This window comes from Pantoea sp. y20 (assembly GCF_054903455.1).
Map to the genome: position 1 here is coordinate 364,628 of NZ_CM142816.1, position 24,018 is coordinate 388,645.

24 protein-coding genes are annotated in these 24,018 nt (G+C 55.0%); 15 read left to right on the plus strand and 9 right to left on the minus strand.

What is annotated here, in order from left to right:
- Nucleotides 1–67: 67 nt before the first annotated feature.
- From ACYAC5_RS01640 to ACYAC5_RS01665, 6 genes are all read right to left on the minus strand, one after another.
- Nucleotides 68–1,693, minus strand: coding sequence for a Na/Pi cotransporter family protein (locus ACYAC5_RS01640; protein WP_222211738.1), 1,626 nt, complete (start codon nucleotides 1,691–1,693; stop codon nucleotides 68–70).
- Between the two features lie 108 nt (nucleotides 1,694–1,801).
- Complete coding sequence (locus ACYAC5_RS01645) at nucleotides 1,802–2,794, minus strand: ABC transporter ATP-binding protein (RefSeq protein WP_280172338.1); 993 nt, start codon at nucleotides 2,792–2,794, stop codon at nucleotides 1,802–1,804.
- 2 nt (nucleotides 2,795–2,796) lie between these two features.
- Nucleotides 2,797–3,582: an ABC transporter permease gene (locus ACYAC5_RS01650; protein WP_462062300.1), complete on the minus strand. Its 786-nt coding sequence runs from the start codon at nucleotides 3,580–3,582 to the stop codon at nucleotides 2,797–2,799.
- A 10-nt stretch (nucleotides 3,583–3,592) separates the two neighbouring features.
- A complete protein-coding gene (locus ACYAC5_RS01655; protein ID WP_101763077.1) occupies nucleotides 3,593–4,438 on the minus strand; it encodes an ABC transporter permease in 846 nt (281 codons plus the stop codon).
- Complete coding sequence (locus ACYAC5_RS01660; RefSeq protein WP_192412697.1) at nucleotides 4,438–5,247, minus strand: alkaline phosphatase family protein; 810 nt, start codon at nucleotides 5,245–5,247, stop codon at nucleotides 4,438–4,440. Before ACYAC5_RS01660 ends, ACYAC5_RS01655 begins: the two co-directional genes overlap by 1 nt.
- A 10-nt stretch (nucleotides 5,248–5,257) precedes the next feature.
- Complete coding sequence (locus ACYAC5_RS01665; RefSeq protein WP_277974398.1) at nucleotides 5,258–6,319, minus strand: ABC transporter substrate-binding protein; 1,062 nt, start codon at nucleotides 6,317–6,319, stop codon at nucleotides 5,258–5,260.
- Between the two features lie 224 nt (nucleotides 6,320–6,543).
- Between ACYAC5_RS01665 and ACYAC5_RS01670 the strand changes: the two genes are divergently transcribed.
- The 4 genes from ACYAC5_RS01670 to ubiA all read left to right on the plus strand — a co-directional run bounded on the left by ACYAC5_RS01670 (nucleotide 6,544) and on the right by ubiA (nucleotide 9,214).
- Entirely contained in the window at nucleotides 6,544–7,242 is a 699-nt protein-coding gene (locus ACYAC5_RS01670; RefSeq protein WP_101763074.1) for a UTRA domain-containing protein, read from the plus strand.
- Between the two features lie 68 nt (nucleotides 7,243–7,310).
- Complete coding sequence (gene psiE / locus ACYAC5_RS01675) at nucleotides 7,311–7,721, plus strand: phosphate-starvation-inducible protein PsiE (protein ID WP_061718383.1); 411 nt, start codon at nucleotides 7,311–7,313, stop codon at nucleotides 7,719–7,721.
- An 82-nt stretch (nucleotides 7,722–7,803) separates the two neighbouring features.
- Entirely contained in the window at nucleotides 7,804–8,322 is a 519-nt protein-coding gene (gene ubiC / locus ACYAC5_RS01680) for a chorismate lyase (RefSeq protein ID WP_462062302.1), read from the plus strand.
- A 7-nt stretch (nucleotides 8,323–8,329) separates the two neighbouring features.
- Nucleotides 8,330–9,214 carry a 4-hydroxybenzoate octaprenyltransferase gene (gene ubiA, locus ACYAC5_RS01685; RefSeq protein WP_101763072.1) on the plus strand — a complete coding sequence of 295 codons (885 nt, stop codon included), beginning with the start codon at nucleotides 8,330–8,332 and terminating at the stop codon, nucleotides 9,212–9,214.
- A 48-nt stretch (nucleotides 9,215–9,262) separates the two neighbouring features.
- Here the strand turns inward: ubiA and plsB are convergent, their stop codons facing one another.
- Nucleotides 9,263–11,686 (minus strand): glycerol-3-phosphate 1-O-acyltransferase PlsB, encoded by a 2,424-nt coding sequence (gene plsB, locus ACYAC5_RS01690; protein ID WP_110868147.1) that lies wholly within the window; start codon nucleotides 11,684–11,686, stop codon nucleotides 9,263–9,265.
- 127 nt (nucleotides 11,687–11,813) lie between these two features.
- On the opposite strand from plsB, the gene ACYAC5_RS01695 reads away from it, so the two are divergent.
- The 4 genes from ACYAC5_RS01695 to ACYAC5_RS01710 all read left to right on the plus strand — a co-directional run bounded on the left by ACYAC5_RS01695 (nucleotide 11,814) and on the right by ACYAC5_RS01710 (nucleotide 14,738).
- Nucleotides 11,814–12,182 carry a diacylglycerol kinase gene (locus ACYAC5_RS01695; protein WP_101763070.1) on the plus strand — a complete coding sequence of 123 codons (369 nt, stop codon included), beginning with the start codon at nucleotides 11,814–11,816 and terminating at the stop codon, nucleotides 12,180–12,182.
- Nucleotides 12,183–12,287: 105 nt separating this feature from the next.
- Nucleotides 12,288–12,902, plus strand: coding sequence for a transcriptional repressor LexA (gene lexA / locus ACYAC5_RS01700; RefSeq protein ID WP_008109941.1), 615 nt, complete (start codon nucleotides 12,288–12,290; stop codon nucleotides 12,900–12,902).
- A 136-nt stretch (nucleotides 12,903–13,038) separates the two neighbouring features.
- Nucleotides 13,039–14,361 carry an MATE family efflux transporter DinF gene (dinF, locus tag ACYAC5_RS01705; protein ID WP_462062303.1) on the plus strand — a complete coding sequence of 441 codons (1,323 nt, stop codon included), beginning with the start codon at nucleotides 13,039–13,041 and terminating at the stop codon, nucleotides 14,359–14,361.
- Between the two features lie 164 nt (nucleotides 14,362–14,525).
- Nucleotides 14,526–14,738, plus strand: coding sequence for a CsbD family protein (locus ACYAC5_RS01710; protein ID WP_110868149.1), 213 nt, complete (start codon nucleotides 14,526–14,528; stop codon nucleotides 14,736–14,738).
- A 75-nt stretch (nucleotides 14,739–14,813) separates the two neighbouring features.
- On the opposite strand, the gene zur is transcribed toward ACYAC5_RS01710, so the two are convergent.
- Nucleotides 14,814–15,332, minus strand: coding sequence for a zinc uptake transcriptional repressor Zur (gene zur, locus ACYAC5_RS01715; RefSeq protein WP_462062304.1), 519 nt, complete (start codon nucleotides 15,330–15,332; stop codon nucleotides 14,814–14,816).
- A gap of 451 nt (nucleotides 15,333–15,783) precedes the next feature.
- Between zur and ACYAC5_RS01720 the strand changes: the two genes are divergently transcribed.
- The 3 genes from ACYAC5_RS01720 (at nucleotide 15,784) to pspG (ending at nucleotide 18,630) form a co-directional block, all read left to right on the plus strand.
- Nucleotides 15,784–17,034 carry a conjugal transfer protein TraF gene (locus tag ACYAC5_RS01720; protein ID WP_101763066.1) on the plus strand — a complete coding sequence of 417 codons (1,251 nt, stop codon included), beginning with the start codon at nucleotides 15,784–15,786 and terminating at the stop codon, nucleotides 17,032–17,034.
- A 96-nt stretch (nucleotides 17,035–17,130) separates the two neighbouring features.
- Nucleotides 17,131–18,129: a tRNA dihydrouridine(20/20a) synthase DusA gene (gene dusA, locus ACYAC5_RS01725; protein ID WP_137384962.1), complete on the plus strand. Its 999-nt coding sequence runs from the start codon at nucleotides 17,131–17,133 to the stop codon at nucleotides 18,127–18,129.
- 234 nt (nucleotides 18,130–18,363) lie between these two features.
- Nucleotides 18,364–18,630 carry an envelope stress response protein PspG gene (gene pspG / locus ACYAC5_RS01730; protein ID WP_192412681.1) on the plus strand — a complete coding sequence of 89 codons (267 nt, stop codon included), beginning with the start codon at nucleotides 18,364–18,366 and terminating at the stop codon, nucleotides 18,628–18,630.
- A gap of 195 nt (nucleotides 18,631–18,825) precedes the next feature.
- Here the strand turns inward: pspG and ACYAC5_RS01735 are convergent, their stop codons facing one another.
- Nucleotides 18,826–19,809 carry a quinone oxidoreductase gene (locus ACYAC5_RS01735; RefSeq protein WP_192412679.1) on the minus strand — a complete coding sequence of 328 codons (984 nt, stop codon included), beginning with the start codon at nucleotides 19,807–19,809 and terminating at the stop codon, nucleotides 18,826–18,828.
- A 73-nt stretch (nucleotides 19,810–19,882) separates the two neighbouring features.
- Between ACYAC5_RS01735 and dnaB the strand changes: the two genes are divergently transcribed.
- The 4 genes from dnaB to ACYAC5_RS01755 all read left to right on the plus strand — a co-directional run bounded on the left by dnaB (nucleotide 19,883) and on the right by ACYAC5_RS01755 (nucleotide 23,994).
- Nucleotides 19,883–21,289, plus strand: coding sequence for a replicative DNA helicase (gene dnaB, locus ACYAC5_RS01740; protein WP_101763062.1), 1,407 nt, complete (start codon nucleotides 19,883–19,885; stop codon nucleotides 21,287–21,289).
- A 128-nt stretch (nucleotides 21,290–21,417) separates the two neighbouring features.
- Nucleotides 21,418–21,909: an Lrp/AsnC family transcriptional regulator gene (locus tag ACYAC5_RS01745; protein ID WP_097095220.1), complete on the plus strand. Its 492-nt coding sequence runs from the start codon at nucleotides 21,418–21,420 to the stop codon at nucleotides 21,907–21,909.
- Nucleotides 21,910–22,137: 228 nt separating this feature from the next.
- The gene (locus tag ACYAC5_RS01750) at nucleotides 22,138–22,752 is read left to right on the plus strand and encodes a YitT family protein (RefSeq protein ID WP_008109953.1); all 615 of its coding nucleotides are present in this window, start codon (nucleotides 22,138–22,140) and stop codon (nucleotides 22,750–22,752) included.
- Between the two features lie 48 nt (nucleotides 22,753–22,800).
- Entirely contained in the window at nucleotides 22,801–23,994 is a 1,194-nt protein-coding gene (locus ACYAC5_RS01755; protein WP_101763128.1) for an amino acid aminotransferase, read from the plus strand.
- The last annotated feature ends 24 nt before the right edge of the window (nucleotides 23,995–24,018 follow it).

Genomic DNA, 24,018 nt, shown 5'->3' on the forward strand with positions numbered 1-24,018 from the left:
CATTGCGCCGCTACGGACCATTACGCGGATTTGTAGCGGCGCGATTTATCGCGCGATTCTGACCTTCTTAATCCTCTTCCCGCTCATCATCCGGCTGATCCAAAACCGTGTACGCCACGGCGCAGAACAGCGAATTTAAACGCTTCAAATCGCCCAGCAAGCCAAGGTGCAACGAGCTTGTCTCAATGCTTTGCACATTCTGCAGATGCAAGCGCTCGACGTGCGCGTGGGAGAAACGGCGAATCAGGATGCGGAAGCGATGCTTGGATCGGCGCAGGCGTTTGGCGCTGGTGACATCGTGCGACAAAAACACCGACAAACTCAGACGCAGGTTATACAGCACCTGTTCCTGCAAGGTTTGCAGCTCCTCCAGTCCTTCGGCAGAGAAGGCACGGCGCGCGGTCAGTGACTTATCCGCTACGTCGGCGCACATGCGTTCGATAATGTCGCCCGCCTGCTCCAGGTTGAGCGCCATCTCAATGATCTCCGCCCAGCGGCGCGAATCATCCTCCGGCAAATCCTCTTTTGGCATACGCGCCAGATAGAGTTTGATCGCGGTGTAAAGCACATCAACATCATCATCCAGCCGCCGCACCGCGCGCTCTTCGCGCAGGTCGCCATGCACCACCTTATTGAATGACTCAATCATCTGCTCGACCACATCACCGATGCGCAGTGTTTCGCGTGAGGCGTTAGCCAGCGCTAACGCTGGCGTATCCAGCGCGCTGCTGTCGAGGTGTTTGGGTTTGAGATGGGCTTCGTTTTCGGGATCATCGGCAATCATACGGCGGCACAGGCGCGCCATTGGATCGGCAAACGGCACCATGACTAAACAGCGAATCAGGTTGTAGAAGACGTGGAAGAAGATCACCAGCTCTTCATCATTGACTGGCAGCTTATCCAGCACATCGGCGACAACATTGACGAACGGCAAAATGGCGATGCTGCCAATCAGCTTAAACAGCAGGCTGCCGAGCGCGACGCGTTTGCCCGCTGCATTGGAGCCGCTGGCGTTGATCATCGCCAGCAGGCCGCTGCCGAGGTTGGCACCAATCACCAGACAGAGTGCCACCTTGAAGGAGATGACACCGGTAGCGGTCAGCGTTGCGGTAATCAGGACCGCCGCGAGGCTGGAGTAACTGATGATGGCGAACACCGCACCAATCAGTGCATCGAGCATCACATCGCCGGTCAGTGTTGAGAACAGTACCTGAACGCCCGCCGCCTGGGTGATCGGTTTGGCAGCCGCGACAATCAGCTGCAGCGCCAGCAGAATCAGGCCAAGCCCAATACTGGCGCGGCCTAACTGCCCAATGCGCGTTTGCTTGCGGCTGAGAAAGAACACCACGCCAAAGAAGATAAACAGCGGCGACAGCCACGACAGATCGAAGGTCAGGATACGCGCCATGATCGCGGTCCCGACATCCGCGCCCAGCACCACCACCAGTGCGGGCGTCAGACTGACCAGATTCTGCGCCACAAAAGAGGTAACGAGCAGCGTGGTGGCGTTACTGCTCTGCACCAGCGCCGTGACGCCAATGCCGGCAAGAAACGCCATCGGTTTTTTTTCAACGCTGCGGCTGAGTACGCGACGCAGATCGGCACCGTAAACGCGCATGATGCCGGTGCGCACAATGTGTGTGCCCCACACCAGCAGCGCAACGGCAGAAAGTAAATTAAGCAGAGTTAACACGTATAGAGGCTCCTCATCCGTCAGGCTCAAACCACACCGATTGCCAGCCTGACGGTGAGCACAACCGGTAAAACCTTCGCCGCGTTGTGTCGCCTTTTTTCGTTTAAATTAAGCAACCTGGCGCAACGTCGACATCTCTAACTGTAGCCCAATCTGCATACCAGCGGGATGCAAATCTGCCACGCTGCGGTTGAGTACATCAATCGAAAGCTCCACGTTTTGCGCGCGCACCCGATAGCGAATCACGTTGCCAAGCAAGCTGTGGCTGAGGATGGTGGCGGGAATGCCCGCCTGCGGTGCGCACAGCTGGATCGACTCCGGGCGAATCGCTACCTGACCGCTAAACGCCTGTCCGGTCAGCTGCGTTGCCTGCTCGGCGCTCAGCAGGTTGTAGTTGCCGATAAACCCGGCGGCAAACAGATCGGCCGGTTGGGTATAGAGCATTTCCGCGTTGCCGTTCTGCACGATCTTTCCCCGATTCATCAGCACGATGCGATCGGACATGGTCAACGCCTCTTCCTGATCGTGGGTGACAAACAAGGTAGTGAGTTTCAGCTCGCGCTGAATATTGCGGATCTGTTCACGCAGATGGCGACGAATGCGCGCATCCAGCGCCGACAGCGGTTCATCCAGCAACAGCAAGCGTGGACGCGTCACCAGCGAACGCGCCAGCGCCACGCGCTGACACTGTCCGCCAGAGAGCTGATGCGGATAACGCCGCGCGAAGTCGGTGAGTTCCACCAGCGCCAGTACCTCCATCACGCGTTTCTGAATCTCGCTGCTCGCCAGTTTCTGCATCTTCAGGCCAAACGCCACGTTCTTCTCAACCGTCATGTTGGGGAACAGCGCGTAGCTCTGGAACACCATGCCGATGGTGCGCTTCTGCGGCGGCAGCGGCACGATATCCTGACCTTGCAGCAATACTTTGCCGCTATCCACTTCGGTTAACCCGGCGATACAGCGCAGCAGCGTCGATTTGCCGCAGCCGCTGGGGCCGAGCAGCGTAACAAACTCGCCTTCTTCGGCACTGAAATCGATGTTTTCAAAAATGGTGGTCGGACCGTAGCTTTTGTTCAGCTGGGTGACGCTCAGATAACTCATGGTCAGCCTCGTTCAGGATTGAGGGCATTCGCCAGCCAGGTAACCAGCAGGACGACGGCAAAATAGGAGATCACCAGCGCGCTGGTGAAGTGGCCGCTGCCGTTGCGCATGTTAAACAGATAAACCTGCAAGGTTTCATAGCGGGTGCCGACCAGCATATTGGCGAAGACAAACTCACCAATCAGGAAGGAGAAGGAGAGCAGCACCGCGATAAATACCCCTTTGCGCAGGTTCGGCAACACCACAAACAGCGCCGCCTGCCAGGTGCTGGCACCGAGCAGCTGCGCGGCATCAATCAGCTCTTTCAGGTTGATGGCCTGCATATTGTTGGAGATGGCGCGATAGATAAACGGCAAGGCGATGGTGAAGTAGCAGCCGATCAAAATCCACGGCGTGCCGGTCAGCATCAGCGGCGACGACGAATAGAGTTGCAGCAGCCCGACCGACGACACCACCGGCGGTACGGCGAAGGGCATCAGGATCAGCACGTTCATCACCGCATCCAGTTTCGGATAGTAGTAAGCGATCACAAACATGGCAGGCAGCACCAGCACCAGCGAGAACAACAGCGCACCGCTGCAAACCAGCAGCGAATGACCGAGCGCGGTCAGGAAACGCGCATCGCTCCACAGCGCGCTGAGCCACTTCAGCGTAAAGCCCTGCGGCAGGATGGTGTCGCTCCAGCTGGTGGAAATGCCGTACAGTAACGTCGCCAGCAGCGGCGCGGCTAAAATGGCCAGCAGCAGCCAGACAATCAGGCGATGATAAAATTTTTCCGCGCGCGACACGTGTAGCTCCTCAGGAAGGTTTGGCGTTGAGATAGCTGCGGCGCACCAGATACTGCTGCACCACGGTAATCAGCGCCATAATCAGCACCAGCAACATCGCCAGCGCGCCGCCGGTGTTGGGATCAAGCGAGATATCGCCAGAGACCAGCGCGGCAATGCGCACCGGCACCACGTTAAAGTTGCCGGTAGTGAGCGCGTAAATGGTGGCGTAAGCGCCGAGCGCGTTCGCCAGCAAAATCACGAAAGTACCGAGCAGCGCCGGGAACAGAATCGGCAAACCGATGTGCCACCAATAGCGCCAGCGGCCCGCACCCAGCAGCGCGGCGGACTCTTGCCAATCCTGTCGCAAGCCATCAAACGCGGGATAGAGCAGCAAAATGCCGAGCGGGATTTGGAACCAGGTGTACACCAGCACCATGCCGTCACGCGAGAACAGCTTGAAGCCTTCCAGCACGCCGTAATGGCGCAGCAGCAGCGTCAGACAACCGTTCAGACCGAGCAGAATGACAAAGGCAAACGCCAGCGGTACGCCGGCGAAGTTGCTGGTCATGTTGGTGAATGACATCAAAAAGCGTTGAAAGCGGCCGCTGCCGAGCTGATGCAGCGAATATCCGGCAACCAGTGAGATCAGCAGGCCGTAAATGCTCGACCAGATGGAGATGTCGAGCGACAGGCGAAACGCCTGCAAATAGAACGGCGAGGTGAGGATATCGCTGTAGTTGTCGAAGCCCCAACGCTCATTGATGTCGCTCCAGAAGCTGTTGATGGCAATCCACAGCAGCGGCGCGAGCTGGAATGCCACCCAGAACAGCGCAAACGGCAGCAGCAATAGCGCGGCGAGCGTTTTGCCTTTCATTACTGCGGCTCCGCCAGTAACGCGCGACATAGCGGTTTGTCATGTTCGACGCCGAGCAAGGTGCACACGATGCCACACAGTTCGGTCTGCTGCGGCTGGAGATCCGGCTGCAGCGAGAAACCTTTGCCAAACACGAACAGCGGCACCTGCGTCTCCTCTGGCAAAATGCCGCCGTGCGAGCGGTCATCGTTCATGCCGTGATCGGCGGTGACAATCACCTGATAACCAGCCGCCAGCCAGTCCGGCATCCACTGCGACAGATAACCATCGGCCATGCGCGCGCGGTTGCGATACTGCGGCGATGACAGGCTGTGCTTGTGTCCGGCATCGTCAATGTTCATCGGGTGGATCAGCAGGAAGTCGGGATCGTGCCGCAAACGCAGGCTTTCTGCATCTTCAAACAGGTGGGAATCCGGATAACCGTCGTCCCAGTAAAAATGCCCATACTGAATCGGCAGATCGGGCGCGACCGTGTGGCGGTCGCGCGCTGCGTTGAACGGGGATTGATTGTAGAGCTCACTCACCCAGTGGTAGGCGGCCGCTGCAGTGGTGAGACCGGCGGCACGCGCGTAATGGAAGATGCTGCGCTGATTACTCAAGCGGCTGACGCCGTTATGAATAATACCGCTGCGCACCGGTGGAATACCGGTGAGAATGCATTCGTACAGCGGGCGCGACAGCGAAGGCAGTTCGCAAGTCAGCGTATAATATTGGCCGTTGCCCTGCGCGCATTCAGCAAACAGATAGCCCATTGCGTGCTGCGCTACCTGATTACTCAGCCCATCCAACACCACCAGGATCGTTTTCATCCCTCGCTCCTTACTGCTTCATATTAATGATGACGTTCTCTTGCCACAGACGCGGCAGCATTTTCGAAGTTTTATCCCACGCGGCCTGGTCTTTGATTGGACGGGCATTCTTATACTCAGACTGCGGCAGCAGCTTAGCCTGCACGTCGGCGGGCAGAGTTAAATGCTCGGCACGAATCGGGCGCGCATAGCCTTTCGCCAGGTTGATCTGGCCTTCATCAGACAAGATGTATTCACGCGCCAGCTTGGCGGCGTTCGGATGTTTGGCGTATTTATTGATGATGGTGCTGTAGCCAGAAGTGACGGAACCGTCGGAAGGGATCACCACTTCGTAGCGGTTTTTGTCGATCTGATCGCGGTAGTTCAGACCGTTAAAGTCCCACACCACCGCCACCTGAATTTCGCCTTTCTCAATGTTGGCAATCACCGGATCGGTCACGCCAAGGCGGCCTTCTTTCGCCAGATCGCCGAAGAAGCTCAACGCCGGTTTCACATTCTTCTCGTCACCGCCTAATGCATAGCTGGCCGCTAACACGCCGTTCGCTGCCTGAGCCGCAGTGCCGACGTCACCGATAGTGACCACATACTTACCTTTCTTCAGATCGGCCCAGCTGTGCGGTACATCTTTGACCTGCTGCTTATCCACCAGGAACGCGATGGTGCCGGTATACGCCAGCATCCAGTTGCCATCCTGATCTTTTGCCCAGCTCGGGATTTGCTCCCAATGCGTTGGCTTATACGGTTGCGCCACGCCTTTAGCGACGGCAATCGGACCGAAAGCAGCGCCCACATCACCGATATCGGCGCTGGCGTTCTCTTTCTCTGCAGCAAATTTTGCCAGTTCCTGCGCCGAGGACATGTCGGTGTCGCTGTGCTTCAGGCCATATTTGCTGTTGAGGTCACTCCAGGTATCTTTCCAGTTGGCCCAGCTATCTGGCATGCCGACGCTGTTGACCTGACCTTCGGCGCGCGCGGCTTTTTCTAACGCGGCGAGGTCATTATCTACGGCTTGCGCGGCGGGCAGCGCAAGCAGTACGGCACTGGCTACTACAGAGGCGATAAACGCTTTCATCTCGATTGCTCCCGGTATATGTTGTGGGACTTCTTGGTCTAGTCCAGCAAGAACCGAGCCAATGTAGCCCGAATAGATGAAGGTTTTATGACCATGGTGGTGAAACGGGGTGTGGCGCGACGATCCACATGCGGTTACAGCGCGCTAAAGCGTGGGTTGTTCTCTGTCACATTGTAGTCATCGAACTGTCATAGTGCAGATTTGCCCCAAAATGAGGCTGAAAAATGATGTCGAAAACGGCGGATGTGATTGCAGCAGGGCTGCGGGAACGCATTGAAAGCGGTGAATTTGCCGGCGGTCGTTTGCCCGCCGAACGCAGCTTAAGCGAACACTATTCCACCACGCGCATTACGCTGCGTGAGGCGCTGGGCTTGCTGGAAGCGCAAGGCATTATCTATCGTGAACTGCGTCGTGGCTGGTTTCTCGCACCGCCGCGGCTAGTCTACAACCCCTCTCATCATAGCCATTTTCACGCCATGGCCGCTGAGCAAGGCCGTATTGCCAGCACTGAAGTGCTGGAGGCGCGTGAAGTGCCAGCGCAATTAGCCATCGCGCGTCATCTGCAACTGCTGGAGGGCGATCGGGTTTACCGCATTCGCCGTTTGCGCCGTATTGATGGCCGCGCCGTGTTGTATGTCGAGCATTACCTCAATCCCGCCTTCTTTCCGGGATTGCTGGATGAAGACCTGACGCGTTCACTCACCGATCTGTATGACCAGCGCTATGGCATTCGCTACGGCGGCGCGCGTTTTACCATTTTGCCGGGACCGCTGCCGGTGCGCGCTGCGCCTGCGCTCAACGTGGCGAGCGGCACGCCCGGATTGTTGATTACCCGCATCAATCGCGATCAGCACAAGCGCGTGATTGATTGCGACTGCGAGTTCTGGCGCTATGACGCGCTGTGCGTGGATGTCGAAGTATAAATATTGTGATTTTGATCACACTACAGCATGATAGCGCCAGTGAGTAATTGAGAGCGTGAGGCGCAAAAATGACAATAAAAACAGGGGTTGGGCAGTACATCTCTTTAGCATTGCAGTGGGTGCTGAATATTGGTCTGATCATTCTGGCCATTATTCTGGTGGTGTTCCTCGGTAAAGAAACCATTCATCTGGCCAACGTGCTGTTGAGCACCGGCGAGCAGACGTCTTCCTATCTGCTGATTGAAGGCATCGTTATCTATTTCCTCTACTTCGAATTTATCGCGTTGATTGTGAAGTACTTTCAGTCGGGCTATCACTTCCCGCTGCGCTACTTCATCTACATCGGCATCACGGCGATTATCCGCCTGATCATCGTCGACCATAAAAATCCGTTCGATACGCTCTACTACTCGGCGGCGATTTTGATTCTGGTGGTGACGCTGTGGTTGGCGAACAGTAACCGCCTGAAACGCGAGTAATAATATCGCGTGGCACAACGAGCCGTGCCACGCATTCTCCTCTGCGCTAAACTAGGGCAACTTTTTTCCCGGAGATGTCCTGATGTCGCATGACGCGCTGCGCCAGTTACGCGCACTGCACTGGCTGCCAGCCTCTTCACCGAAGCTTTCTGCCCCGCTACTTGACTGGTTAATGGAAGAAGACTCCATGACGCGTCGCTTCGAGCAGCATTGCCAGCAAGTGACCGTAAAACTGATCCGCGAAGCGTTTATTGGCGCTGAAGAGATCTCGGAGGAAGCGGAATTTTTGCCCGCCGACCCGCGCTTCTGGTTACGTGAAATTGTGCTGTGCGGTGATGGCGAGCCCTGGCTGATTGGCCGCACCGTGGTGCCAGAAAGCACGCTGAACGGCCCCGAGCAGATGCTGCAACAGCTCGGTACGCGCCCGCTTGGCCGCTATCTGTTCTCTTCATCTACCCTGAGCCGCGATTTTATCGATCCCGGTCAGGTTGGCGATTTATGGGGACGCCGTTCCCGCCTGCGTTTGTCGGGCAAGCCGCTACTGTTAACTGAACTGTTTTTACCGGCGTCGCCGCTCTATCGCGCGCTGGATCAAGGATAAAACCACTGTGCAAAACACCTTACCCATGACCAAATGGCAGGCTTACTGCCGCCTGATGCGTATCGATAAACCCATCGGCACCGTGTTACTGCTGTGGCCAACTCTGTGGGCACTGTGGCTCTCCGGCATGGCGATTCCACCGCTGCCGGTGCTGCTGGTGTTTGTGCTCGGCGTTATCGTGATGCGTGCTGCCGGCTGCGTTATCAACGATTACGCAGACCGCAAAATCGATGGTCACGTCAAGCGCACGGCGTCACGTCCGCTGGCCAGCGGCGCGGTGTCCGGGAAAGAGGCGAAGCTGCTGTTTGCCGGTCTCGGTTTGCTGGCGTTTATGCTGGTGTTGACCATGAACACCATGACCATTTTGCTGTCGTTTGGCGGCCTGGCGCTGGCGTGGGTTTATCCGTTTATGAAGCGCTACACGCATCTGCCGCAGGTGGTGCTCGGCGCAGCGTTTGGCTGGGCGATTCCCATGGGATGGGCGGCAGTTAGTGAGTCCTTACCTTTGGTCTGCTGGCTGGTTTTCCTGGCGAATATCTGCTGGACGGTGGCCTATGACACGCAGTACGCGATGGTCGATCGCGATGACGACTTGAAGATCGGCGTAAAATCAACGGCGATTCTGTTTGGCCGTTACGACAAACTGATTATTGGTTTACTGCAGCTGGCAACGCTCGGTTTGATGGCGCTGGTGGGCATGATGCTTCAACTGAATGGGGCGTTTTACTGGTCGCTGCTGCTGGCTGCGGGCTTGTTTGTGCATCAGCAGAAGCTAATTGCCCAGCGCGAGCGCGATCCCTGCTTCCAGGCGTTTCTGAATAACAACTATGTGGGCATGGTGCTGTTTCTCGGCATTCTGCTCAGCACCGTGCCGTTCGCGGATCTGTTATAAACAAAAAAGGCGCACTGAAGTGCGCCTTTTTATTAGCTTATCGCCGCGTTAATCGTGGGTGACCGCGCTTTCAATCGTCAGACGCACGTCGCTGGTCACCAGTTCCGCCAGCATCTGCCACATCATATGACTGCGTTCGGCATCGGCATCGCCTTTGTCACTGATATATCCTTCATCACGCAGCGTGAGGACCAGCGCAGTAAACACTGCTTTATCAAAGAACTCTGGTGCGTTGATACCGTGCAGCACAGACAGGCGTTGAGCCAGCGTGCGGCTCTCTTTCTCCAGCGTGCCACGGTTGATGGCCGGTTTCGCGCTGAGGATAGCGAAGGTAATCGCGAAGCGTTGCAGCGTCTCACGAATACCCGCCGCCAGCAGTTGCAGCGAACGGTGACGTGCCGGCGTCATTCTTAGTTGACCATCCTGCAAGGTGATCAGGCCCTGACGCGCCATCTCTGCACAGAGTGCGTTAAGTAGCGCAGGCAACTCCGCCTTGTCCCAGCGCAAGAACAACTCGCTCTTTAGCATCGGATATACCAGGCTAACCTGACGCAGCAGCTCTGCTTCGCTGATTTCCCGATGTTGTTGCACGATGGCGGCAATCAACGATGGCATCACCAACATGTGATGAATGTTGTTGCGATAGTAGGTCATCAGCACCGCCTGCTCGCGCGGCAGAATGATGATGTCGCCAATGCTGTCTTGCTCGGTCTCGAACTTGTTCATGCCCATGGCGTGATCAAGCAGCGCTTCGGCGCTCATGTCAGGCACCGTGGCTTCCGGCGAATAGGGCACATTGCGCAGCAGCTGGGTGTAGCACTCTAACTGCTCGATCAGCTGTTCGCGGGTCAGTGAACGCTGACGTGACGCCAGTAGGGCGGTGACGCACAGGTTCATGGCGTTGGCTGCACCGGCTTCATTGATGCGCACCATCAGCTTCGCCGCAATGTCATTCACGGCGGGCGTCATCCAGGCTGGGCGTTGCGGTTCGATAGGATCAATCGCATCTCGCCATTCGGGCACGTTTTTGTTCAGATAGTTCATCAACGGCAGGGGTTCACCGAAGTTAACGTAGCCCTGGCCGAGATTGCGCAGCTTACGTAAACCGCGCACCATCTGCAGGAAACTCTCTTTCTCTTTGGCCGCACCCCGCAGCTCTTTGGCGTAGGTGCCCACTTCCATCACATGCTCGTAGCCAATGTAAATCGGCACGAAGGTGATTGGACGACTGCCGCCGCGCAGCATCGCCTGCAGCGTCATTGATAGGGTGCCGGTTTTTGGATCCAGCAAACGACCGGTACGCGAACGTCCGCCTTCCACAAAGTATTCCACGGAGTAACCCCGGCTAAACAGCTCGCCAAGATATTCACGGAACACGGTGGAATAGAGTTTGTTGCCCTTAAAGGTACGACGAATAAAGAAGGCGCCCAGACGACGGAAAATCGGGCCGGCTGGCCAGAAGTTCAGGTTAATACCGGCAGCAATGTGCGGCGGCACCAGGCCTTGATGATAAAGCACGTAGGAGAGCAGCAGGTAATCCATGTGGCTACGGTGGCAGGGCACATAGACAATCTCATGACCATCCTGCGCCAGCTGACGCACGCGCTCACCGCCATGCACGTTGATGCCCTGATACAGGCGGCTCCACAGCCAGCCCATCACGCGGTCAGTGACTTTAATCGCTTCATAAGAGAAGTCCGCCGCCACTTCTTCCATCATTTCGATGGCGTTCTGCTGGGCTTTCTCATGCGAAATCTTTTTGCTGCGCGCTTCATCTTCTACTGCTTTTTCGATCGCTTTGGATTGTAACAGCTTGTTGAAGAGATCCTGACGTGCAGGCAGACGCGGGCCGACCGCGGCCAGACGTTGGCGGGCAAAATGAATGCGCGCCACGCGAGCCAGCTTTTGGGCAATCGACTTATCGGTGCCGTGCTCGGTCGCCATCTGGCGCAACGAAACGGTTTGCGAGAAGCGAACAAAGCTGTCGCGGCCGTGCCACAAAATGGCGAAGAACTTCTGCACGCCATTGAGCACGCGCAGATGCGGCGTGGATTCACCGGAGGTTTCACGTCCCGGCGCACGACCAAACATCACCGCGACCGGCAGCATTTGCACATCGAGTTGCGGGTTGCTGCGGTGCAAATCCAGATAATCGTGGAACAGCTTTACCGATTCGGGATTGGCCACGAAATAGGGAATTACGCGTGGGCCATCGTGAATAAACACGTGGCGCGGCAGCAGGGTGCCATCGATCTCCAGCGGAGCCAGCGGATCGGGCAGATCATGTTTCAGGCATTGAGCACGCAGTGTGAGCAGGTCAGCCTTTGAATCATAAGGCAAAACATACATCACCGGACGTGTCGGATCGATCCCATGTTCAGAGATAGGATCGGTCGGAATGACCTTACTTTTTACCAAAATAGAGAGTGGTAAATTCAATAATTTGTAATAGAGTTTACGCCAACCTGACATAGACAACTTTAAGCCTCTTGTTAGCAAAGCGCGGCAAGCATACCAGAAAGCGCAGCGAAGGTCTGTGGCTCTGCCGCCTCATACTGCCCACACATTGACGTCAAAATAGTTCAAGGGTTCCATAGACATGGCAAATAACGTCACCGGTTTAGTAAGAATAGTGAAAGCCGCCGGTTATTCCTGGCAGGGCCTGCGTGCCGCATGGCAGCACGAAGCCGCTTTTCGGCAGGAAGCCATTGCCGCGCTGGTGGCCATTCTCGTGGCTTGCTGGCTGGATGTAGATACCCTTTCCCGCATCCTGATGATTGGCTCGGTAGTGCTGGTTATCATCGTTGAGATCCTTAATAGCGCTATCGAAGCGGTGGTCGACCGCATCGGGCAGGAGCAACATCCGCTCGCGGGCCGCGCCAAAGATATGGGATCGGCTGCCGTATTGCTGACTATCTTACTGGCTCTGTTCGTCTGGATCGCGCTGCTCTGGACGCATTTGAGATAGGGATTCCAGATTCATCAAACCGCTGATTTTTCCCTCTGTTACGGTTTTCATTTCGCGAATACCTGTATATACTCACAGCGACTGTATAAACAACCAGGGGGCGGGATGAAAGCGTTAACTGCACGGCAGCAACAGGTCTATGACCTGATTCGCGACCATATTAACCAGACGGGCATGCCGCCAACGCGTGCGGAAATTGCTGCGCAACTGGGTTTCCGCTCGCCCAATGCTGCCGAAGAGCATCTGAAAGCGCTGGCGCGTAAAGGCGTAATTGAAATTGTTTCCGGCGCATCGCGCGGGATTCGTTTGCTGATGGAAGAAGAACCGAGCGAAGGGCTGCCGCTGATTGGCCGCGTCGCTGCCGGTGAACCTTTGCTGGCACAAGAACACATCGAAGCCCACTATCAGGTGGATGCTAACCTCTTTAAACCGAGCGCCGATTTCCTGCTGCGCGTGAGCGGTATGTCGATGAAAGATATCGGCATTATGGATGGCGATCTGTTAGCGGTACACAAAACGCAGGAAGTACGTAACGGCCAGGTTGTCGTGGCGCGCATTGATGATGAAGTCACAGTGAAACGCTGGAAAAAGCAGGGTGCGATTGTACATCTGCTGCCGGAAAACACCGATTTTCAGCCGATTGTCGTGGATACCCGTGAGCAGTCGCTAACCGTTGAAGGTTTAGCTGTCGGAATTGTGCGCAACGGCGAGTGGCTCTGATCAGTTTCTGATCCACTTTAACTGCGGCGGTGCGTGTTTGCGCTGACCGCAGTCTGCTGTTTTACTTCTCTGTGACTCTTTCTGCGGCTCATTCTGGCGCCATTACGCTGATTACCGCACACAACGGAATGGGCTAATGCAGCTGTTTTCCTCTTCAGATAAAACTCTCTGGCGGCTAGCGCTGCCGATGATCCTGTCAAATATCACCGTCCCATTACTGGGTGTAGTGGATACCGCCGTTATTGGTCATCTCGATAGCCCGATCTACCTCGGTGGCGTCGCCGTGGGCACAACCGCCACCAGCTTCATCTTTATGCTCCTGCTGTTCCTGCGCATGAGCACCACCGGACTCACCGCTCAGGCATTTGGCGCCAATGACAAAACGGCGCTGGCGCGCGCCTTAACACAACCGCTACTGATTGCGCTGGTTTTTGGTGCGCTGTTTATGGTGCTGCGAACGCCGGTCAGCAGCCTGGCGGCAGCGTTAATGGGTGGCAGCCCGGAAGTGCAGCAACAGGCGAAAATATTTATTGAGATTCGCTGGCTAAGTGCGCCCGCAACCTTGGCCAATTTGGTGATTCTTGGCTGGCTGCTGGGCGTGCAGTACGCGCGGGCACCGATGGTGCTGCTAATCATCGGCAACCTGGTGAATATCCTGCTGGATCTGCTGTTCGTGCTCAAACTGCATTGGGGTGTCGCCGGAGCGGCGGCGGCTACCGCGCTGGCAGAATATGTCACGCTGGGCGTGGGTCTGTGGATGGTGGCGCGGGTGCTGAAGATGCGCGGTATCCATTTTGCTTTACTCAAAAGCAGCTGGCGCGGCGATGCGGCGCGGCTATTCCGCCTCAATCGCGACATTATGCTGCGGTCTTTGATGCTGCAAATCTGCTTCGCGTCGCTCACCATCCTTGGCGCACGCATTGGGCCGGATGTAGTGGCAGTCAATGCGGTGCTGCTGATGTTCCTCACTTTCACCGCATACGCGCTGGATGGATTTGCCTACGCGGTTGAAGCCTGTTCGGGTGAAGCGGTTGGGGCCAAAGATCGCAGCCGACTATTGCTGATTTGGCATGCGGCTTGTCGCCAGGCATGCTTCGTCGCCGCGATCTTTGCGCTGATTTATGCATTCACCGGTCCGCAGATTGTGGCGATGCTAACGTCACTGGAAGCGCTACGAGAGATGGCCGACCGCTATCTGATTTGGCAAGTGATTCTGCCGCTGGTTGGCGTCTGGTGCTATCTGCTGGACGGCATGTTTATCGGCGCGACGCGCGGGCGTGAGATGCGCAACAGCATGGTGATGGCGGCGATCGGCTACGGTGTCTCGCTGCTCACGCTGCCGTGGCTCGGTAATCACGGTTTATGGCTGGCGGTGACGGTATTCCTCGCGTTACGCGGACTCACGCTGTGGCTCATTTGGCGTGGTCACTGGCGGCGCGATAGCTGGTTTAACGCCTGAATAAGCGAAGCGTAACCTACAGATTAATCTGTATTTCCCTGCAAACTGCGAAGCGGCTACTACAATTACCTCATACGGCGCATATGAGTAGCGCGTTGTCTGGGTATATCGCCAGCTAAGCAGGCAATATATCTATCTCACTCAGGATGTAGTGGAGGAATATTATGAACAAAGACGAAGCGAGCGGAAACTGGAAGCAGTTCAAAGGCAAATTTAAAGAGAAGTGGGGCAAGCTAACCGACGACGACTTCACTGTGATCGAAGGTAAACGCGATCAGCTGGTTGGTAAAATCCAGGAACGCTACGGCTATGGTAAAGACCAGGCCGAGAAAGAAGTGAAAGATTGGGAAACAACCAATAAAGATTACCGCTGGTAATCTCACTTCACGGATGATGCTCCTACCCGCCAATCATTTAGCGTAGTGATTGGCCCGGCACAAGGATGTGCCTCCCTATTTTCTTACCCGCTTTTTACCCTCGAGCTGATGGTCATGCTCGCAGCTTTCATGGTGCGTACAAGCCGCCACCTCTGCGCAATTTTCACACAGGCCATGTGCCTCAATCACGGTATGTCGCAGAGAAAATCCCGCCTGATCCGCTAATGCAGCGATGGTTTTTTCCACGCCATGAGCATGTTTTTCGCTAACTGCCGCACAACCGTCACACACTAACATTACAGAAGTATGTGCTGGCTCATCAAAATGATGGCAAACCACGTAACTGTTATTTGACTCTACGCGATGAATAAATCCCTGTTCCAGCAGGAAATCCAGCGCGCGATAGATGGTGGGCGGTTTTGCTTGCGGTTCACTGACACGCAGTTGATCCAGCAAATCGTAAGCGCTTATCGAACCGTTCTGCTCTGCCATTAAGCGCAACACTTCGGCGCGTTGAGTGGTCAGGCGCACGCCGCGATCAAGGCAAAGTGATTCAGCCTGGGTAAGAAGTTGTTCTGGCGTGAGGTTTGACATAAGCATTCTCCGGGTTGCAGGTGATGTTATTTTATCACACAAATTTTTACGCTGCTGTGATTGCTTATTGTCCTTAAAATCCCTAAGAAAATTCTCCCCAATCAATAGATTACCTTCGCCATTTTTCCGTCAATATTGCTGCAACCCTTATGTCTGCAAAATGCGTCCGGCCAGGCAGCGCAACGCCTGCACGGATTTTGCTTTGCAACTCACCGGGTTAGCGGCTATGGTTCAAAAGGTCTTAAGTAATTTCTGGTCTCATTTAACTCACTGTTAATTTTTCTGCATAAAAACACAGCGGAATGGCGTGGAAGCGTCCAATTCTGCGAATAGCAGTGCTATTTCCTTTTAATTCACAGCAATGAAGCGTTAGCCAGGGTTCAGAATAGCGGCTAACTAAACTTTCAGTCGGTGAGTGATTCAGCGACATTTCAAAGGTGATGGCAGGCTCATGGCGAAGACATTATTCAGGCACAAAAAAGTAGCTTATCTTGTTGGTTTGAATGCAGTATTTCTCTCTTCCTCAGCTCTGGCAGCAGGTACATGGTACGACGCGCGTAACGACGCAATGGGCGGTACCGGCGTAGCCTCTTCCACCTGGAGTTCAGCGGTGCTGGCTAACCCAGCATTAATGACCAAGGCGCAGCCTGAAGATAACGTCAGCATCATTCTGCCATCAGCCGGCGCACAGGTTACCGATAAAGACAAATTGATCGATCGCGTTGACGACATTACCGATACCGTTGATCGTTATCAGGACGTGATCGATGACCTAACCTTTCAGGATTACCTCAATGGTTACCCGCAGCTGAAGGCTGCCGCGGGCGATATGGCTAACCAACTCAGCGATCTGCGTGGCAATAAAGCTCACGCAACAGCCGGCGTGGCCGTGGCCGTCACCGTTCCGAATGAAACCTTACCTTTTGCCTTTATCACCAAGGCTTACGGCACTGCGATTGTGCGCGCCAACGTGGCAGATAGCGATATTGCCTACCTGCGCGCGGTTGCCAATGGCACGAGAGTGCCTGTGCCGGGTGATGAAAATAACTTACGCTCCAGCGCCAATGGCCTGGCGGCATTAGTCACCGATTATGGTGTGTCAGTCGCGCATGAGTTCTCGATTGCCGGCCATCCGGTTTCTGTCGGCGTGACGCCAAAGCTGCAGAAAACCTGGCTGTATAACTACACCGCGAGTATCTACAACTACGACAAGAGCGACATCAACAGCAGCCGCTACCGCAGCAGCGATACCGGTTTCAACATGGATGCGGGTGTCGCAACAGATTTCGGTGAGAACTGGACCTTTGGCGTGACCGGACAAAACCTGATCTCGCGCGATCTCGATACTAAAGAGGTGAACGGTTACCGCGATACTTATCAAATTCGTCCGTTGGTCACTACAGGGCTTTCCTGGAATAACGGGCCGTTTACGCTGGCGGGGGATGTTGATCTGACTGAAACCAAGCGCTTCAAGTCGGAAGACACCAGCCAATATGCTGGCGTAGGTGCGGAATATCGTGTGCTGGATTGGCTGGCGCTGCGTGCCGGCTATCGCGCCGATCTGAAGTCGACCGATACTGACGTGTTCACCGCCGGTTTGGGTGTGTCACCGTTCAACAATGCTGTCCATCTGGACCTGGCCGGTTCTGTAGGTAAAGACAACACCGTAGGTGCCATGCTGCAGCTCGGATTCAACTTCTGATTACCCGTCTGATAACGGGCGGCTGTGCCGCCCGTTTTGCTGTGATATGATTGCGCAGTTTCTCATCACTTACTTACTGCGGATTTACTGCGTTTCATGACCGATACTTTCTCCTCGCAACGTTTTTCCATCGCCCCAATGCTCGACTGGACCGATCGTCACTGTCGTTATTTTCACCGTAAGCTGAGCGGTGACACGCTGCTGTACACCGAAATGGTGACGACCGGCGCGATCATTCATGGTAAAGGCGACTATCTGGCCTACAGCGAGGAAGAGCATCCGCTGGCGCTGCAGCTGGGTGGCAGCGATCCCGCCGCGCTGGCGCAGTGCGCTAAGCTGGCAGAAGAGCGTGGCTACGATGAGATCAACCTCAACGTGGGTTGTCCATCCGATCGCGTCCAGAACGGACGTTTTGGCGCCTGCCTGATGGGCGATGCGGCGCTGGTTGCCGACTGCATTAAAGCGATGCGTGATGTGGTGAGCATTCCGGTGACGGTTAAAACCCGCATCGGTATTGATGAGCAGGACAGCTACGAATTCCTGTGTGATTTTATTGGCACCGTGGCGCAACAGGGCGGCTGCGATACCTTTATTATCCACGCGCGCAAAGCGTGGCTGTCGGGTTTAAGCCCGAAAGAGAATCGCGAGATTCCGCCGCTCGATTATCCCCGCGTTTACCAGCTGAAGCGCGATTTTCCGGCGCTGACCATGGCGATTAATGGCGGCATCAAAACGCTGGAAGAGGCCAAACTGCATCTGCAGCATATGGATGGCGTGATGATGGGGCGCGAAGCCTATCAGAATCCGGGCATTCTGGCGCAGGTTGACCGCGAGCTGTTTGGTCGCGATATGCCGCGCGTCGATCCGGTAGCGGTGGTGCGCTCGATGTATCCTTACATTGAAGCTGAACTATCCAAAGGTATGTACCTCGGCCATGTGACGCGCCATATGCTTGGCCTGTTCCAGGGCATTCCGGGTGCGCGCCAGTGGCGTCGCTATTTAAGTGAAAACGCCCACAAACCCGGCGCCGATGTGCGCGTGCTGGAAGCGGCGTTAGCGCTGGTAGCGGATAAGATCCCGCAGGAAGTGATGTAATCACTGTTTAGCATGCCGGAACGTTCCGATTTGGTACGGTGCGCCTTCATGCGCACCGTAAAGCCAGTACCATAATTTTATAGATGGTTATTTCTACGCCTGGAATTAGTTTTTTTCATCACCTCAATGCTTCTTCATTTAAACTTTGTCCATTGCTTTCAATCAATTAGCTGTTTTTATAACCTGGCACGTATCTTGTAATGTTCCTGATGTTACTTTCACAGGAGAGCCTTCGTGGAAATTCTATTTGTTATCGGCTTTTTTCTGATGCTGCTGTTCACCGGCGTTTCGTTGCTGGGCGTTATTGCGGCATTGATGGTGGCGACCGCTTTGATGTTCTTTGGCGGATTGCTGGCAATTGTTATTAAAGTGTTGCCATGGCTGGTATTGGCGGTTCTCGCTGTCTGGCTTTATCGGGCATTTACCACGCCTTCAGGTGAGGCAAAGATGCGCAGGCTGAAAAGAAAAATCAGCGACTTAGATAGAAGGGACTGGCGCTAATTGCGGTGACGATCACAGACTCGGATATTGCTTAGCATTATTCCGCATTTAAACATATTTTTTACTTATGTTTTCTGTCAGGATGATTGGCGTTGTTTCAAACGAATTCATCGCCGCTGTCCCTACACCAGCGCGAACTATAAAAAGAAAGAAAAAAAGGGGCTTCCTACGGGAAGCCCCGTTTGCATTTAGCGATCAGGGAATCAGCAGGCTGGAACCCTGAGTCGCGCGACTCTCCAGCACCTGATGCGCGCGCACCGCGTCACTCAAGGCAAATTTCTGCTGCTCGGGCACGTTAAGCTGAATCGCGCGGCTGGCGATCAATGAGAACAACTCATTGCTGGCGGTATCCAGTTCTTCACGGTTGGTGATGTAACCGAACAGCGAAGGTCGGGTGACGAACAGCGAGCCCTTCTTGTTGAGAATGCCGAGATCAACGCCGGTAACCGGACCCGACGCATTACCAAAGCTGACCATTAATCCGTGGCGACGCAGGCTATCCAGCGATGGTTCCCAGGTATCTTTCCCCACTGAGTCATATACCACGGCCACTTTCTCGCCATGGGTCAACTCGCTGACGCGCTTCGCGATATTCTCTTCACGATAGTTAATTGTCGCCCAAGCACCGGCATCTTTAGCTATCTTCGCTTTCTCTGCGGAACCCACCGTGCCAATCAGATGTGCGCCGAGCGCTTTGGCCCATTGGCAGGCGATCAAACCCACGCCACCCGCGGCGGCGTGGAACAGGAAGATTTCATCAGCTTTCACTTTATAGGTTTGGCGCAGCAGATACTGCACGGTTAAACCTTTGAGGAAAGAGGCCGCGCCTTGCTCAAAGGAGATGCTGTCGGGCAGGATCACCAGACGATCTTCCGCCACATTGTGCACTTCGCTGTAGGCGCCCAGCGCGGCCTGGCAATAGACCACGCGATCGCCCGCCTTAAACCGCGTCACCGCCGATCCGACGCGCTTCACCACGCCGGCGGCTTCGGTACCCAGGCCGGAAGGGAAGCTGCTTTGCGGATACAAGCCGCTGCGCACGTAGGTATCAATGTAGTTAATGCCAATTGCCTTGTTTTCCACCTGCACTTCATGTTCGGCGGGATCGGCCAGTTCGAAATCGACCCATTGCAGTACATCTGGGCCGCCGTGTTGGTTGAACTGAATACGCTTTGCCATTCTGACTCCTGTGATTGTTCATCCTGGGACGGTATACTTGCGCGTCCCTTTCACGATCGGTAATGCATTCACTATGGCAGGAAATAAACCCACCAACAAATCGAACGAACCCCGCGATCGGCAGCTGGAAGGCGTGAAAATGCCGCCGCATTCCATAGAAGCGGAGCAGTCGGTGCTCGGTGGGTTGATGCTGGATAACCAGCGCTGGGACAACGTTTCTGAACGCGTCGTCGCCAGTGATTTCTTCAACCGCTCGCACCGTCTGATTTTCACGGAAATGCAGCGTTTGCTGGAAGCTGGCCAGCCGATCGACCTGATTACGCTCTCTGAATCGCTGGAAACACTAGGCGAATTAGAGATGGCCGGCGGCTTCGCCTATCTGGCCGAGCTGGCAAAAAATACGCCAAGTGCCGCGAACATTGGTGCTTATGCCGATATCGTGCGTGAACGTGCGGTAGTGCGCGAAATGATTTCTGTGGCGAACCAAATCGCCGATGCCGGTTACGATCCGCAAGGACGGAGCAGTGAAGATCTGCTCGACTTTGCTGAATCGAACGTTTTCAAAATTGCTGAACAGCGCGCTAATAAAGATCAGGGCCCGCAGAATATCGAGCAGATTCTGGAAGCCACGGTATCGCGCATTGAGTCGCTGGTCTCAACGCCGCACGACGGCGTCACCGGCGTCGATACCGGCTATCAGGATTTGAACAAAAAAACCGCCGGTTTACAGGGCTCGGATCTGATCATCGTCGCGGCGCGTCCTTCGATGGGTAAAACCACCTTCGCCATGAATTTGTGCGAAAACGCCGCGATGCTGCAGGACAAGCCGGTGTTGATTTTCAGCCTGGAGATGCCCAGCGAGCAGCTGATGATGCGTATGCTGGCGTCGCTGTCGCGCGTGGATCAGACGCGCATTCGTACCGGTCAGCTGGAAGATGAAGATTGGGCGCGCATTTCCGCCACTATGGGGATTTTGCTTGAGAAGAAGAACATGTTTATCGATGACTCTTCTGGCCTGACGCCCACCGAAGTGCGCTCACGCGCGCGCCGCATCTTCCGCGAAAACGGCGGGTTGAGCCTGATCATGATCGACTATCTGCAGCTGATGCGCGTGCCTGCGCTGTCGGACAACCGTACGCTGGAGATCGCTGAAATCTCGCGCTCGCTCAAAGCGCTGGCGAAAGAGCTGAATGTGCCGGTGGTGGCGCTGTCGCAGCTGAACCGCTCACTGGAACAACGTGCGGATAAGCGCCCAGTGAACTCGGATCTGCGTGAATCAGGTTCGATCGAGCAGGATGCCGACTTGATCATGTTCATCTACCGTGACGAGGTGTATCACGAAAACAGCGATCTTAAAGGCATCGCCGAGATCATCCTGGGTAAGCAGCGTAACGGCCCGATCGGTACGGTACGCTTGACCTTTAATGGCCAATGGTCTCGCTTTGATAACTACGCTGGCCCGCAATACGACGACGAATAACCCTTTCATTCCGGATGCATGCACGTTTTGTGCATGCATTTCACGTCATCAGAAAATAGTGTTGGACAACCCCGGCTTTAATCAGGTTATCTGTAGCAAAGCGCCCCTTATTACGCTGTGGAAACAGAATGACTCAGGTAGACGATCACGACCTTAAGATATTGACATTATTACAATCTAACGGACGCCTCACCAACCAGGAACTCAGTGATTTAGTCGGACTTTCGGCGTCGCAATGTTCACGCCGCCGCATCAATCTTGAGCAGGCCAATCTCATTCTCGGCTATCACGCACGCCTCTCGCCCGACGCGGTGGGCCTTGGCATGGTGGGATTGATTGAAGTGCGATTGAAAAACCATACGCCGGATTATGAAGAGAGTTTCCATCGCATGGTGGAAGAAGAAGCCGCGATTGTTGATGCGTTCAAAACCACCGGCGATGCCGATTATCTGCTGAAAGTGGCGGTAGCCGATCTGGCTTCACTGAGCGCGCTGATCAGCCAGCTAGTGGCTGGCCATCAAAGCGTGGCGCACGTGAAAACCTCCGTGGTATTGAGCCGTTTGAAAGAGAACGGTTTAATGATCATCCCACAGCACAAAACGCGCCAAAAAAGTGCGTGACGTGCTAATCTGGTGCAATTATTGCCTTAATAATGCAAAAAACGCGCACCAGAAAACAGATTTGTGCATGGGTTGATGGTTTATGTCTCAACTGATGCACAAAAACCTGCAATAAAGCGCCTTAGTTATCAATTGGATAATCACTGGCACCCATCGGCGGCGAGCATACGCCGCCGATGTGGTGCGTTTTTTGCATTTGAACCGCATCATTTGCAATGAGATTAACCCATGGATAACGTTGTTCAACCCACTAAAGTTCCGCATTCGCTGATTGAAGATGCGCTGGCGATAGTCCTCGGCACGCTAATGGTCTCTTTCGGCGTCATTATGCTGAAACAGGCGGGTGCACTCACCGGCAGTTCTGCCGGTATTGCCTTCTTAATCAGCTATTTGTCACCGCTCTCCTTTGGTAGCGCCTTCTTCCTGATCAACCTGCCATTTTACTGGCTAGCCGTGCGGCGCATGGGCTGGGAATTTACCCTGAAAACCTTCTGCGCGGTTGGCCTGGTGTCGCTGTTCACCCATCTGCATCCACTGTTTGTGCATTTTTCTGCGCTAAATCCGTTTTATGCGACACTGTTCGGTAACGTGGTGATGGGCATTGGGTTTATAGTGTTGTTCCGTCACAAAGCCAGCCTCGGCGGTATTAATATTTTGGCGCTCTGGCTGCAGGACCGCATCGGTCTGCGTGCCGGAAAACTGCAAATGGCGGTCGATACCTGCGTGGTATTAGCGTCGCTGTTTGTGGTGTCGTTACCGATGCTGTTTGCTTCAATCGCGGGCGCGGTGATCCTCAATCTCATCATCGCAATGAATCATCGTCCCGGCCGTTACATGGTTTGATGACGCATCTTTACCTCTTATTTATGACCAATCATGGAGATCTGCACCGTGTTTCAAAACGTTGATGCCTATGCCGGCGATCCGATTCTGTCGTTGATGGAAACCTTCAAACAAGATCCGCGCGATAACAAAGTAAACCTGAGCATTGGTCTCTATTACAACGAAGCGGGCATCATTCCTCAGCTGCAGGCGGTTGCCGCAGCAGAAGAGCGCCTGCAGGCGCAGCCGCATCAGGCGTCGCTGTATCTGCCGATGGAAGGTCTGAACGCTTACCGTAACGCCATTGCACCGCTGCTGTTCGGTAAACAACATCCGATGCTGCAAGCGGGCCGCATTGCGTCCATCCAGACGTTGGGCGGCTCAGGCGCGCTGAAAGTCGGTGCTGATTTCCTCAAGCGTTACTTCCCGGCGTCCAACGTGTGGGTGAGCGATCCGACGTGGGAAAACCACGTCGCAATCTTCAACGGTGCCGGTTTCGAGGTGAATACCTATCCGTGGTATGACGCGGAAACCAACGGCGTGAAGTTTGATGCGTTCATCGCCAAACTGAAAACCTTGCCGAAGCAATCCATCGTGCTGCTGCACCCGTGCTGCCATAACCCAACCGGCGCCGATCTCACCAACGCACAGTGGGATGAAACCACCGAAGTACTGAAAGCGCAGGAGCTGATTCCGTTCCTCGATATCGCTTATCAGGGCTTTGGCGCGGGCATGGAAGCGGATGCTTATGCGATTCGCGCGATTGCGGCAGCGGGTCTGCCTGCGCTGGTCAGCAACTCGTTCTCCAAGATTTTCTCGCTATACGGCGAGCGCGTTGGCGGCCTGTCTATTGTCTGCGATAGCGCGGAAGAGTCCGCTCGTGTGCTGGGCCAGCTGAAAGCCACCGTGCGCCGCAATTACTCCAGCCCGCCAAACTTCGGTGCGCAGGTGGTTTCCTGCGTGCTGAACGACGAAGCGCTGCTCAACAACTGGCTGGCAGAAGTCGAAGCGATGCGTCTGCGCATCATCGACATGCGTCAGGCATTGGTTGAAGTATTGAGTACCAAACTGCCGGGACAAAACTTTGATTACCTGCTGAAACAGCGTGGCATGTTCAGCTATACCGGCTTGAGCGCGCAGCAGGTTGACCGTCTGCGTGATGAGTTTGGCGTGTATCTGATCGCCAGCGGCCGCATGTGCGTTGCCGGCCTGAACAGCCGTAACGTCAACCAGGTTGCTGAGGCGTTTGCTGCGGTGATGTAACTTCACTGCGACGGCGCGCCACAA

What these genes read in the sequence shown, in the direction of transcription:
- ACYAC5_RS01645 (WP_280172338.1), bottom strand. Translation starts at nt 2,794, where the DNA reads ATGAGTTATCTGAGCGTCACCCAGCTGAACAAAAGCTACGGTCCGACC.
- ubiC (WP_462062302.1), top strand. Translation starts at nt 7,804, where the DNA reads ATGTCGCATGACGCGCTGCGCCAGTTACGCGCACTGCACTGGCTGCCA.
- dinF (WP_462062303.1), top strand. Translation starts at nt 13,039, where the DNA reads ATGCAGCTGTTTTCCTCTTCAGATAAAACTCTCTGGCGGCTAGCGCTG.
- plsB (WP_110868147.1), bottom strand. Translation starts at nt 11,686, where the DNA reads ATGTCAGGTTGGCGTAAACTCTATTACAAATTATTGAATTTACCACTC.
- ACYAC5_RS01655 (WP_101763077.1), bottom strand. Translation starts at nt 4,438, where the DNA reads ATGAAAGGCAAAACGCTCGCCGCGCTATTGCTGCTGCCGTTTGCGCTG.
- zur (WP_462062304.1), bottom strand. Translation starts at nt 15,332, where the DNA reads ATGTCAAACCTCACGCCAGAACAACTTCTTACCCAGGCTGAATCACTT.
- ACYAC5_RS01695 (WP_101763070.1), top strand. Translation starts at nt 11,814, where the DNA reads ATGGCAAATAACGTCACCGGTTTAGTAAGAATAGTGAAAGCCGCCGGT.
- ACYAC5_RS01720 (WP_101763066.1), top strand. Translation starts at nt 15,784, where the DNA reads ATGGCGAAGACATTATTCAGGCACAAAAAAGTAGCTTATCTTGTTGGT.
- ACYAC5_RS01660 (WP_192412697.1), bottom strand. Translation starts at nt 5,247, where the DNA reads ATGAAAACGATCCTGGTGGTGTTGGATGGGCTGAGTAATCAGGTAGCG.
- ACYAC5_RS01745 (WP_097095220.1), top strand. Translation starts at nt 21,418, where the DNA reads ATGACTCAGGTAGACGATCACGACCTTAAGATATTGACATTATTACAA.
- psiE (WP_061718383.1), top strand. Translation starts at nt 7,311, where the DNA reads ATGACAATAAAAACAGGGGTTGGGCAGTACATCTCTTTAGCATTGCAG.
- lexA (WP_008109941.1), top strand. Translation starts at nt 12,288, where the DNA reads ATGAAAGCGTTAACTGCACGGCAGCAACAGGTCTATGACCTGATTCGC.
- ACYAC5_RS01665 (WP_277974398.1), bottom strand. Translation starts at nt 6,319, where the DNA reads ATGAAAGCGTTTATCGCCTCTGTAGTAGCCAGTGCCGTACTGCTTGCG.
- ACYAC5_RS01735 (WP_192412679.1), bottom strand. Translation starts at nt 19,809, where the DNA reads ATGGCAAAGCGTATTCAGTTCAACCAACACGGCGGCCCAGATGTACTG.
- ACYAC5_RS01670 (WP_101763074.1), top strand. Translation starts at nt 6,544, where the DNA reads ATGATGTCGAAAACGGCGGATGTGATTGCAGCAGGGCTGCGGGAACGC.
- ACYAC5_RS01710 (WP_110868149.1), top strand. Translation starts at nt 14,526, where the DNA reads ATGAACAAAGACGAAGCGAGCGGAAACTGGAAGCAGTTCAAAGGCAAA.
- dusA (WP_137384962.1), top strand. Translation starts at nt 17,131, where the DNA reads ATGACCGATACTTTCTCCTCGCAACGTTTTTCCATCGCCCCAATGCTC.
- dnaB (WP_101763062.1), top strand. Translation starts at nt 19,883, where the DNA reads ATGGCAGGAAATAAACCCACCAACAAATCGAACGAACCCCGCGATCGG.
- ACYAC5_RS01750 (WP_008109953.1), top strand. Translation starts at nt 22,138, where the DNA reads ATGGATAACGTTGTTCAACCCACTAAAGTTCCGCATTCGCTGATTGAA.